The organism is Staphylococcus sp. AntiMn-1 (genome assembly GCF_001663395.1).
GTDB lineage: Bacteria > Bacillota > Bacilli > Staphylococcales > Staphylococcaceae > Staphylococcus > Staphylococcus equorum.
Genome location: NZ_CP012968.1, coordinates 2,630,038 through 2,642,824, shown reverse-complemented (window position 1 = coordinate 2,642,824; position 12,787 = coordinate 2,630,038). Strand labels below are relative to the sequence as shown.

The following is a 12,787-nucleotide window of genomic DNA, read 5'->3' as shown; positions in this document are numbered from 1 at the left end:
TTCAAAACCCTCAAAATTATAATCTCGGACATTATAGTACTTACAACTTTTTATGTATTTTTGTATGATATTATTTATTTCCTATTATACAGGAATAACATTACTTTTGTTTTAGTTATGCAACAATTGTTTATAATTATTTTATGCCTAATTTTTTTGAGTAAAATCAATGTATTTCACTAAATTTAATACATAATAAAAAGGCTGAATCACCAATGAATTCAGCCTTTTTTATATAAACAATAAGTTATAATTTAATCTTTATTTATTCTACTGTAACTGATTTTGCTAAGTTACGTGGTTTGTCTACGTCTAAATCTCTGTGTAGTGATGCGTAATAAGAAATGAGTTGCATCGTTACTACAGAAACTAATGGTGTTAATAGTTCATGTACTTTTGGAATTACGTAAGTATCGCCTTCTTTGTTTAGACCGTCCATTGAAATGATACATGGGTTTGCACCACGCGCTGCAACTTCTTTCACATTACCGCGGATTGATAAGTTAACTTTTTCTTGTGTTGCTAATGCAATCACAGGTGTGCCTTCTTCAATTAACGCAATCGTACCATGTTTTAACTCTCCACCAGCAAATCCTTCTGCTTGGATATATGAAATTTCTTTAAGTTTTAAAGCACCTTCTAGACTCACATTATAGTCTACTGTACGACCGATAAAGAATGCATTACGAGTAGTTCTTAAGAAATCTGTTGCAATTTGTTCCATAACATCAGCGTCATCTACAATCGCTTCGATTGCAGTTGTTACCTTAGCTAATTCACGTAATAAACTTACATCTACTTTTTTACCACGTTCTCTCGCTACGATTTTTGCAAAAATAGAAAGTACGGCAATTTGCGCTGTGTATGCTTTTGTTGAAGCAACAGCTATTTCCGGGCCTGCATGTAATAGTAATGTATGGTTAGATTCACGTGATAACGTTGATCCTGCAACATTCGTAACCGTTAACGATTTGTGACCTAATCTGTTCATTTCAACTAATACCGCACGACTGTCTGCTGTTTCACCCGATTGTGAAATATAAATAAATAATGGTTTTTCAGAAAGTAATGGCGTGTTATACACAAATTCTGAAGAAACATGAACTTCAGTAGGAATACCAGCCCATTTTTCGATAAATTCTTTACCTACTAAACCTGCATGATAACTTGTACCTGCAGCAATAATATAAATACGATCCGCTGCTGCAACATCTTTGATAATGTCTTCATCCATTTTCAAGTTACCTTCTTCATCTTGGTATTCTTGAATAATACGACGCATTACTGCTGGTTGTTCATGAATTTCTTTTAGCATGTAGTGGTCATAAACACCTTTTTCAGTATCAGCTGCATCAATTTGTGCTGTATAAGCTTCTCTTTCTTGAACAGTGCCATCTTGATCTTTAATAATAACTTCGTCACGTTTAACGATAACAATTTCATGATCGTGAATTTCTTTATATTGGTTCGTAACTTGTAACATAGCCATTGCATCAGATGCAATCACATTGAAATCATCGCCTACGCCAATTAATAATGGTGATTTATTTTTAGCTACATAAATTTTATCTTTATCTTCACTATCGATTAAACCAAGTGCGTAAGAACCCTCTAATAAAGAAACTACTTTTGTAAATGCAGCTTCAGTAGCAAGGCCTGTATTTGAGAAATATTCTACTAATTGTACAATCACTTCTGTATCTGTTTCTGAGATAAATGAAACATCTTTTAAGTATGCGTTTTTAAGTTCTTCATAATTTTCAATTACACCGTTATGCACAAGTGTAAATCGTTCTGATGTTGATTGATGCGGATGTGAGTTTTCATGATTCGGCACACCATGTGTCGCCCAACGTGTATGTCCGATACCTACATTACCATCAGTATCATCACTATCTGCAACTTTTCTAAGCTCAGCAATGCGTCCTTTAGATTTAAATACTGAGTTACCTTTGTCATTCACTACTGCAACACCGGCAGAGTCATAACCTCTGTATTCTAATTTTTCTAAACCTTTTAATAACAATTCTTTGGCATTATCATGCCCAATATATCCAACAATTCCACACATTTAATTTTCCTCCAATGTAATGGCGATGGGCAACGAACGTTCAGCGTGTACGAACCTGTTCAATTGCTTATAAGCCATCATAGACGGACTGGTGCCTTTGTTTATTTAAAAGCGAATCCATGTCTAAGATAGGCATATTAGTCCCATACACCTTATAATATTATTTTTATTTTATTTTTGGCTATCTTATTAACTTTGTGCACTAGGTTGCCCTAATGTTTTCCTTAATAAGTTCACGAATGAGCCACATCCGGGATAGCATCCGCCGATGGTTCGATAACTATCCTCCTCGTCTACAAGTACTGATATCATGTCTATTAAGATTTCTGTTATAAACCTTAAATATTTAACATTTATCACTTCACTTGCACAGGCGCTATAATTGAACTAAACGATTTAACTGTCCTCCTTTCCCTCAATAATTCTTATTGTACAATGTAAACAATGTTTTTTGCAAATCATTTATTAACATTATTTTTACAACCACTTAAAATTTTATTTATATGTTGTCACACTACGTAATTTTCTTTCTTTTTTATATTAGATAACTGTCGTAAAGTTGTCAAAAACTCTATGACAAACTTGAAATTACTTTAAGTTGTTTATTAATGTAAACAGCCATACAATGAACTTATAAATAAAAAGAGAAAAAGAGGTGCAATTTATGTCACAAACTGAGACTAAAGAAAACAAAGGTATTGGGCGCAAAGTCCAGGCATTTGGCTCGTTTCTTAGTAGTATGATCATGCCAAACATTGGTGCATTTATCGCATGGGGTTTTATCGCTGCTATTTTCATTGATGGTGGTTGGTGGCCAAATAAAGAGTTAAGTGAATTATCTGGACCAATGATTTCATACTTGATTCCATTACTTATTGCTTATAGTGGTGGACGTTTAATTCATGAAATGCGTGGCGGTATTATTGCTGCTGTAGCAACAATGGGGTTATCGTTGCTTTACCAGATACACCAATGTTACTTGGTGCAATGATTATGGGACCTCTCGTTGGTTGGTTAATGAAAAAAACTGACGAATTTATTCAACCGAGAACACCACAAGGCTTTGAAATGTTATTCAATAACTTCTCTGCTGGTATTTTAGGTTTTATAATGACTATCCTAGGTTTCAAACTTTTAGCACCAATTATGGAATTCATTATGTACATCCTTTCATTAGCAGTTGAAACGTTAGTACATGCTCATTTACTTCCATTAGTAAGTATTATAGTAGAACCTGCAAAAATCGTATTCTTAAATAATGCAATCAACCATGGCGTGTTTACGCCTCTTGGTGCCGATCAGGCAGCTTCTGCTGGTCAATCCATTTTATATACAATTGAATCTAATCCTGGACCTGGTTTAGGTATTTTAGTTGCTTATATGATTTTTGGTACTGGAACTGCAAGAGCTACATCTTACGGTGCTGGTATTATCCACTTCTTAGGTGGTATTCATGAAATTTACTTCCCTTACGTATTAATGCGTCCGTTACTATTCGTAGCTGTAATTTTAGGAGGTATGACAGGCGTTGCTACTTATTCACTATTTGACTTTGGATTCAAGAGCCCAGCTTCACCTGGTTCCTTTATCGTTTATGTTCTGAACGCGCCTAAAGGTGAATTTTTACACATGCTTATCGGTGTAGTACTCGCAGCCTTAGTTTCATTCATCGTTGCTGCCATCATCTTGAAGTTCACAAAAGAACCTGATGAAGATTTAGAAGCTGCAACAGATAAAATGGAATCTACTAAAGGTAAAAAATCAAGTGTATCTTCTAAACTAACAGGGAATAAAGATAATAATACTGTTGGAACGACTGGTGCTGCAGCTACATCTTCAGATACTGAAAGTAGTGAAGCACAATCTGAAGAAGACTTATTAGATAATTATGATACAGAAAATGTACATGCGCATGATTATAGTAAAGTAAACCATGCTATATTCGCTTGTGATGCTGGTATGGGCTCAAGTGCTATGGGAGCAAGTATGTTACGTAATAAATTTAAAAAAGCAGGTATCCAAGATGTGGATGTTTCAAATACCGCAATCAATCAATTAACTGAGGATGCACAACTTGTTATTACACAGAAAAAACTTACCGATAGAGCAATTAAACAAGCACCTAATGCAATTCATATTTCAGTAGACAATTTCTTAAATTCACCTAGATATGATGAATTACTTGAAAATCTTAAGCAAGACGAAAATTAATTAAAAATTATATAGAATAATACTGGAGGGTATGACTATGTTTTTGAGTACACGTGAAAAAGAAATTATCGAAATGTTAATTAAGTATCACGGTCAATATGTCACGATTTATGACATTGCTCAACATCTAGCTGTATCCTCTCGTACTATTCATAGAGAGTTAAAATCCATTGAGTCATTCATAAATACGTTTAATATTAAATTAGAACGTGTGACTAAAAAAGGAATACAACTCGATGCAGATGAGCATGCAGTGACCTCACTGAAAAATGTACTGTCACAACAAAATACAATCGATTTATCTCAAGAAGAACAAAAAGTTATTATTTTATATGCTTTGATTCAAGCTAAAGAACCTATCAAGCAATATGGCTTAGCACATGAAATTGGTGTATCTACACAGACGTTAACCAAACTTTTGGATGAATTAGACATTGAACTTGATCAATATCAATTAAAATTACAGAAAAAACGCGGCGAAGGTATTCATTTAAGTGGCGCTGAATCAAAAAAACGTGAATTATTAAGTCAACTTATGGTCAATAATTTAAATAGTACAAGTGTCTATTCAGTGATTGAAAATCATTTTGTCTATCAATCCATTAACCAATCTCAACTGGCGATGGTAGATATGGATAAAATTTTCCAAGTAGAACGCATACTTATGGATCATTTAGATCAACTCCCCTATTCATTGACTGAATCTAGTTACCTTACATTGACTGTGCATATTGTATTAAGTATCGATCGCATGCTTAATGGTGAATACGTTGCGCTAAATAATGATATCTATAATAATGTTAAAGATTCATTTGAACACAAAGTAGCTGCTGCACTCGCCTTACATTTAGAACATATTTATGGCGTGCAGTTCAATCAAGCAGAAGTAACCTTTATTACAATTCATTTGCGTGGTGCGAAACGTAAGGAATCCGTTGAAGTGTTTAAAGATAATAAGGATGAAGCTCGTATCGATCAACTTATTCACTCTGTTGCTAAATATTCACAACAAGACTTTAAAGATTGGGATACACTGAGTGAAGGTTTGAAATTGCACCTTATTCCTGCAATTAATCGATTGAACGCAAATATTGAGACATATAATCCATTAACAGAAATGATTAAACATAAATACCCTAGACTTTTTGAAAGTGTACATCGAGGTTTATCACATATTTGGCCAGATTTTAATTTTCCAGATAGTGAAATTGCATTTATTGTGTTGCATTTTGGTGGCGCTATTCAAAATCAAGGAAGTCCATTTTATAGCGTCTTAGTTGTTTGTAGTAGCGGTATTGGCACAAGTCGCTTACTAGCTACACGATTACAGCAAACATTCAGTGAGATTCAAAAAACGACACAAGCTTCTGTTGGAGATTTAAATGAATTAGATTCAACACAATTTGATGCGATTATCACGACCGTAGATTTAGATATTACAACACCTTATATCACTGTAAATCCATTACTGCCTGATTCAGATATTAATCATGTTGCTGCATTTCTAAACATGCAAAAAGACGTACAACCAAGCGACACATTAGATTATACACATCAAAATATACCAGATCCTGAAGCTAAACTATCTTATATCAGAAAAGGTTTAGAACTTATTGATTCAGTATATATTGATTATATAAGCGTTTCTAATTGGACTAACTATTTAACTGAAACATTATTATCTCACCAAATTATTACAGATGGTCAGTCATTCGCTGAACTCATTAAGCATCATATGGACACTCAAGGATTTGTCTTGGAACCATATCCGATAGCCATACCTCATTTAAAGAATCAAATAATTCAAAAGCCTTTTATTTTAATTACGATTTTAAATGAGCCTATCATGCTTAAAAGTAATCAAAATGACGATTTATCAGTAAATTATTTATTAAATATGTTTGTACCGCATGATGATACGATGTCACAACTTGTCAGTGACATATCAGGAAAAATGGTTGAACATTTAGACAATATTGATGAATTTATGCAACATCCAGAACAATTGTTAGATATTTTAAAACAGAGTTATCTTATACAATTACAAAATCTATTAAACTTGGAGTGAAGAAAATGAGCGAATTATTCAGTAATGAAAACATTTTTATTAACCAATCAATGAAAGACCAAAACGAAGCAATTGAAAAAGCGGGACAAGCCTTAGTTTCAAGTGGTGCCGTGACAGAAGCATATATTCAAGCAATGAAAGACCGTGAACAAGTCGTTACGACTTTCATGGGTAACGGCTTAGCAATTCCACATGGTACTGACGAAGCTAAAACAAGTGTCTTAAAATCAGGATTAACATTAATTCAAATCCCTGAAGGTGTCGATTGGGACGGTGAAGAAGTTAAAGTCGTTGTCGGAATTGCAGGTAAAGACGGTGAACATTTAGATTTACTTTCTAAAATTGCAATTACGTTTAGTGAAGAAAAAAATGTTGAGCGTATTGTTAAAGCTTCATCTGCAGAAGAAATTAAACAAGTCTTTGAGGAGGCTGACGCATAATGAAAGCATTACACTTTGGTGCAGGTAACATAGGCAGAGGTTTTATCGGTTACATCTTAGCTGATAATGACGTTAAAGTAACATTTGCAGATGTGAACGCTGATATTATTAATGCTTTAGATGAAAAACAAGAATATGATGTCATTTTAGCTGATGAAGCTCAAACAACAACACGCGTGCATAACGTTGATGCAATTGATTCAGGTTCTCTTTCTGAAAGTTTGAAAGAAGCAGTATTAGAAGCAGACTTAATTACCACTGCAGTTGGTGTTAATATCTTACCAATTATTGCTAAATCATTTGCGCCCTATTTAAAAGAAAAAGAAACACCTGTAAATATTGTGGCATGTGAAAATGCTATTATGGCCACGAACACTTTAAAAAAAGCGATTCTAGATATAACTGGTCCTTTAGATGACCATATCCATTTTGCTAATTCAGCAGTCGATAGAATCGTGCCAATGCAAAAGAATGAAAATATTTTAGATGTCGTGGTTGAACCATTTTATGAGTGGGTTATAGAAAAAGATAATTGGTTCGGTCCAGAATTAAATCACATTAAATATGTAGATAACTTAACACCATATATTGAAAGAAAACTACTAACTGTGAATACTGGTCATGCTTACCTAGCTTATGCAGGTCGATACTTTAATCAACCTACAGTATTAGATGCTATTAATGATGAGAATATTAAACATGATTTAGATAAAGTGCTTAAAGAAACTAGCCAGTATATTACAAGTCAATTTGATTTTACAGAAAATGAACAAGCACAGTATGTTGAAAAAATTATAGGTCGTTTTAAAAATCCTAACTTATCGGACGAAGTTACACGTGTCGGTCGTGGCACAATTCGTAAAATAGGACCTCAAGATCGTATCATTAAGCCATTAAATTATTTATATCAAAATAATTTAGCGCATGACGGTTTAGTTAAAGCAGCTGCATTGTTGTTAAAATATGATGACTCTAACGATCCCGAAACAGTAGAGAAAAATGATTATATTAAATCCAACAGCGTTGAAGCATTCTTAAAAAATTATGCTAAAATCGATGAACAATTAACTACAGAAATTGTTCAAGCATATAACGTACTATAATATTTTAAAATTGCTGTCAAATAGTAATAAAAAACTGGGAACAAGTGTTTTAACCTTGTTCCCAGTTTTTTTATTTTATCAAAAATGGAATTTGTTTATTCGTCTAATCCCATTTTATCTTGTACCACGTCTGCAATTGTTTGCGCGAAACGTTGTGCATCTTCATCAGTTGAAGCTTCAACCATTACACGAACAAGTGGTTCTGTACCTGAAGGTCTTACTAATATACGACCTTCCCCGTTCATTTCTACTTCTACTTTTGTCATTACTTCTTGAACATCAATATTTTCTTCTACACGATATTTATCTGTAACTCGTACATTGACTAGTGATTGAGGATATTTTTTCATTTGGCCTGCAAGTTGACTTAGACTTTTACCAGTCATTTTAATAATACTTGCTAATTGTACACCTGTTAATAAACCGTCACCTGTCGTATTATAATCCATAAGAACGATATGACCCGACTGTTCGCCACCTAAATTATAATTGCCTCTTCTCATTTCTTCAACAACATAACGATCTCCAACTTTAGTTTTGTTTGATTGAATACCTTCATTTTCTAAAGCTTTATAAAATCCTAAATTACTCATCACTGTTGAAACAATCATATTGTTATTAAGCTCACGATTCTTAGACATCGCTTGCCCGATAATAAACATAATCTGATCACCATCAACGATTTCTCCATTTTCATCAATAGCGATAAGTCTATCTCCATCACCATCAAAAGCAAGTCCAAAGTCACATTCAGATTCTACAACTTCCTTAGCTAATGTTTCAGGATGTGTTGAACCAACTTCTTTATTTATATTATAACCATCTGGATTACATCCAACTGTCACAGTATCTGCTTCTAAATCTCCGAATAAAAATGGCGCTAATGATGAAGTAGAACCATTCGCTCCATCTAAGCCAATTTTCATGCCGTCTAGATTTACATCTACTGTTGATTTTAAATAACTGATATATTTTTGACTACCTTCAAAATAGTCAGAGTAATGAACGATATCTTCTCCAATTGGTCTAGGTAAGTCAGGATTATCTTGATCTAAAAGAGTTTCTATTTCTTGTTCTTGGTCATCTGACAATTTAAAACCGTCTGAACCAAAGAATTTGATACCATTATCTGGAACTGGATTATGAGAAGCAGAAATCATGACGCCTAAATCAGCTTCCATTGCACGAGTTAAATAAGCAACTCCGGGCGTTGATATAACACCTAAACGCATTACCTCTGCACCAATTGAAATAAGTCCAGCAATTAAAGCTGATTCTAACATTTCTCCAGAAACACGCGTATCTCTACCAACGAGTACTTTAGGGTGCTTTTCCCCTTCATTATGTGCTAATACGTAACCACCGTAGCGTCCTAATTTAAATGCAAGTTCAGGGGTAAGTTCTTTATTAGCTACGCCCCTTACGCCGTCTGTTCCAAAATATTTTGCCATTATATATATCTCCTTTATTTTAAAAAAATCTATTTGACTGTAATTGTTGCAGTTGTATCTTTAGGACTTACTTTAGTAACCTTATCAGGTACTTCAAACGTAATATCTTTTTCAGTAGAACCTGCCACATCATCCAAATCAATATTGGCTGTAATTTCATCAATATCTTCTAGATCTTCTTTATTACCATAAATTTCAACTTCCTCATTATTTAATTCGATATTATCTACTTCACGACCGTTTGATAATGAGCCTACTGTTTTAGTTTTTACTTTCACTTTTTTACTATAGTCTTCTACTTTCACACTTAGATTGACTTCATTTGGTTGAACCATCACATCAATTTTATTTAAGTTTCTATCAAATGCAGTAATTTGTGCAACATCTGTTGTGTCTTTAGAAATTTTACTTTTATTTTTATATGTTGCTTTTAAATAAGCAATTTTATCAATTTGATTTTTACCGCCAGTCACTTTAACAGTTTCTGGTGACACGCTCTGTTCACTCACTTTATATTCCGGATCCAAATCATTATTACTTACATCTGGTTCTACTTTTAATGTTTTGCTTACTTTCTCTTCCAGATTTATGGTTGTTTCTTTCGGTTTCACATTATAATCAATATCTTTATTTAACCCATTCACTTGGAATTGTGTAGTATGCTTACCTGCTTTTTCTTCACTCAAGTCTAATACGGCTTTAATACTTTCACCATTTTCAGCCTTTAGTACTTGTGATTGTGGTCCGGATATTTCTACATCTACTTTATTTGGAACTTCACTGGCATACAATGATGTGTTGTCATACTTCACTTGAACTGGTACATCTTCAATTGTTTCTGAAGATTTCTGTCCTAAGTTATCAGCATTAAAAATATTGCCAAACATATTATTAACTGATAAGAAAAATATTAACGCTAATACAAGTGCTATTAACCTTAATCCCCACTTACTTTCTAGCATATTATTTCACACCTTTCTTGTTAAAGTGTGTGCCAAACCAATGTTCAGCCAATAATTCTTCAAAAGCTTCGTTAGAAATATCTTTTCTTAATTTACCATCAAATGTAACGGAAATTGACCCTGTTTCTTCAGAGACAATAACTGTAAAAGCATCAGACACTTCAGAAATACCAACTGCTGCTCTATGTCTTGTACCTAAGCTTTTAGCAATCTTGGCACTATCTGATAATGGTAAATAACTTGCAGCACTTGCAATTTTGTTTTCCTGTATGATCATCGCACCGTCATGTAAAGGTGTGTTAGGCACGAACACGTTTGTTAAAAGTTCTTGTGATATTTCCGAGTTCATGGCAATACCAGTTTCGATATAATCTTGTAATCCTGTTTCATTTTCAAAAACAATCAATGCGCCAATACGTCGTTTTGCCATATACTGCACTGCTTTGGATACAGAGGATATAAGTTTTCCTTCATCACTATTTAAATTAGTTGAATAGCGTTTAAATAGACTTCCACGACCAAGTTGTTCTAATGCGCGTCTAATTTCTGGTTGGAATATTACGATTAAAGCTAACACACCCCATTGAATAACTAAATCAAACAATTTGGCTGTGGCTGTTAAATTTAACATTTTACTCACTTGTTGACCAATAACTATTACGACAATTCCCTTTAATAGTTGAATGGCTTTGGTACCTTTAAAAACTGTAATGAGAAGATAAAGTACATACCATACTATGAGCAAATCGAGTACACTTGCAATTATTTTCACTGTACTCCAGTCATCAAAAAAGTTGGATAAATCCATAACATCTCCTCCGGTTATCTGTTCCCATGATATATATTATACCAATCATAAAGCCAACTGTCATATTTAGTATTTAATTTTATTGTAAAAATTAAAAAAAACTGATATGGATTTAATCCACATCAGTTTCATTACTAATTATAGAAGCGTTTCTCCAAAGAAACTACCTACTAAACCAACAGCTTGTTTAGCTGTATCATTGGTGTGATCTATTAATGGATTAACTTCAACTATATCCATAGAAGTTACACACTTCGAGTTATGTAATAACTCTAACGCAAAATGACTTTCTCTATATGTCAAACCACCTAAGACTCTAGTGCCTGTTCCTGGTGTTTCAACAGGATCCAACGCATCGACATCTAATGATAAGTGTATACCGTCTGTTTTAGCTTCTAGATACTCTATAGTTTCATCCATTACTTGTTTAATACCATATCGATCAACTTCCGCCATAGTATAAGTTTTAATATTATTTTCTTTTATGTAACGGCGCTCGCCATCGTCTAAGTCTCTCATTCCTATAAGAACGATATTTTCTGGCTTTACTTTAGGTGTATAATTTGAAATGTTAACTAAACGATCATCCCCGTCTCCAGCAAGCACACGTAATGGCATCCCATGTATATTCCCTGATGGTGATTCTTCAGGTACATTCAAATCCCCATGTGCATCATACCAAATAACGCCTAAATTATTATAGTGTTTACTTACGCCAGATATTGAACCTATAGCAATGGAATGATCTCCTCCAAGAATTAATGGGAAGTTATTTTTCTCAATACTATTCGATACAGCTTCACTTAAGTTGTTAGAAACAGTAATAATTTCATCTAAATTTCGTAAGCCCTCTTGCTCTGAATTAAACTTATCTAAATCGATTGCTGGTACTTCAATATTACCAGAATCTTCAATGGATAAACCTATCGCTCTAATACGATCAACAATACCTGCATATCGTATAGCATCTGGACCAAAGTTAACCCCTAATTTCCTTTGACCATATGTTGATGGTGCTCCAATTATTTCTATTTTTTTATTCATGTTAAAAACCCCTTTGCTTTCATCTGTTACTAGAATAATCGAAAGCGCTTTATGTTTCAAGTTAATGTAATATCATAATTTTTTTATAAAATCGACATTTTACATATAAAACCAGTATAATGATTTATAATTCATAAAAAGGCCTTATATTAGCTTTTACATACTATTCTAATCATAAAAATGTATATAAATTATTTTGAATTTTCTTTATTATATTATCATTTAAAATTTTTAGTAATTTTAATTTTCAACACAAAAAAAGCATTTCTCATAAGAGAAATGCTATAGAGTGAGCCATAGTGGGCTCGAACCACTGACCCTCTGATTAAAAGTCAGATGCTCTACCAACTGAGCTAATGGCTCTAAATGGCTGGGCTAGCTGGATTCGAACCAACGAGTGACGGAGTCAAAGTCCGTTGCCTTACCGCTTGGCTATAGCCCATTAATGGTGGAGGGGGCAGATTCGAACTGCCGAACCCGAAGGAGCGGATTTACAGTCCGCCGCGTTTAGCCACTTCGCTACCCCTCCGCTATTAAATTAAAAATGGTGGAGGATGACGGGTTCGAACCGCCGACCCTCTGCTTGTAAGGCAGATGCTCTCCCAGCTGAGCTAATCCTCCAATATGTA

The 12,787-nt window shown here is 33.8% G+C and carries 8 protein-coding genes, 4 tRNA genes and 1 pseudogene; 4 read left to right on the top strand and 9 right to left on the bottom strand.

The annotated features are described in order from the left end of the window. Positions 1-265: 265 nt before the first annotated feature. Positions 266-2,071, bottom strand: coding sequence for a glutamine--fructose-6-phosphate transaminase (isomerizing) (gene glmS, locus AOB58_RS12730; RefSeq protein WP_064783547.1), 1,806 nt, complete (start codon positions 2,069-2,071; stop codon positions 266-268). A gap of 664 nt (positions 2,072-2,735) precedes the next feature. Here glmS and AOB58_RS12725 point away from each other — a divergent pair. The 4 genes and pseudogenes from AOB58_RS12725 (at position 2,736) to AOB58_RS12710 (ending at position 7,893) form a co-directional block, all read left to right on the top strand. Further along, positions 2,736-4,282 (top strand): annotated as a pseudogene (locus AOB58_RS12725) (PTS mannitol transporter subunit IICB). Positions 4,283-4,319: 37 nt separating this feature from the next. Further along, on the top strand, positions 4,320-6,350 hold the full coding sequence (locus AOB58_RS12720) for a BglG family transcription antiterminator (RefSeq protein ID WP_021339807.1): 2,031 nt from the start codon (positions 4,320-4,322) through the stop codon (positions 6,348-6,350). Between the two features lie 5 nt (positions 6,351-6,355). After that, positions 6,356-6,790 (top strand): PTS mannitol transporter subunit IIA, encoded by a 435-nt coding sequence (locus tag AOB58_RS12715; RefSeq protein ID WP_064783546.1) that lies wholly within the window; start codon positions 6,356-6,358, stop codon positions 6,788-6,790. Further along, positions 6,790-7,893: a mannitol-1-phosphate 5-dehydrogenase gene (locus AOB58_RS12710; protein WP_021339809.1), complete on the top strand. Its 1,104-nt coding sequence runs from the start codon at positions 6,790-6,792 to the stop codon at positions 7,891-7,893. The genes AOB58_RS12715 and AOB58_RS12710 overlap by 1 nt, the downstream gene beginning before the upstream one ends. Before the next feature lie 95 nt (positions 7,894-7,988). Here AOB58_RS12710 and glmM read toward each other — a convergent pair whose 3' ends face one another. From glmM to AOB58_RS12670, 8 genes are all read right to left on the bottom strand, one after another. Then, positions 7,989-9,344, bottom strand: coding sequence for a phosphoglucosamine mutase (gene glmM / locus AOB58_RS12705; protein WP_021339810.1), 1,356 nt, complete (start codon positions 9,342-9,344; stop codon positions 7,989-7,991). A gap of 29 nt (positions 9,345-9,373) precedes the next feature. Beyond that, positions 9,374-10,306: a CdaR family protein gene (locus AOB58_RS12700; RefSeq protein ID WP_021339811.1), complete on the bottom strand. Its 933-nt coding sequence runs from the start codon at positions 10,304-10,306 to the stop codon at positions 9,374-9,376. A gap of 1 nt (position 10,307) precedes the next feature. Beyond that, positions 10,308-11,114, bottom strand: coding sequence for a diadenylate cyclase CdaA (gene cdaA / locus AOB58_RS12695; protein WP_002507018.1), 807 nt, complete (start codon positions 11,112-11,114; stop codon positions 10,308-10,310). 138 nt (positions 11,115-11,252) lie between these two features. Further along, positions 11,253-12,158: an arginase gene (gene rocF, locus AOB58_RS12690; RefSeq protein WP_064783545.1), complete on the bottom strand. Its 906-nt coding sequence runs from the start codon at positions 12,156-12,158 to the stop codon at positions 11,253-11,255. A gap of 290 nt (positions 12,159-12,448) precedes the next feature. After that, positions 12,449-12,521 (bottom strand) — tRNA-Lys (locus tag AOB58_RS12685). A gap of 4 nt (positions 12,522-12,525) precedes the next feature. Continuing rightward, positions 12,526-12,600 (bottom strand) — tRNA-Gln (locus tag AOB58_RS12680). Positions 12,601-12,604: 4 nt separating this feature from the next. Continuing rightward, a tRNA-Tyr gene (locus AOB58_RS12675) sits at positions 12,605-12,687 on the bottom strand. 16 nt (positions 12,688-12,703) lie between these two features. Beyond that, positions 12,704-12,779, bottom strand: a tRNA-Val gene (locus AOB58_RS12670). Between the last annotated feature and the right edge of the window lie 8 nt (positions 12,780-12,787).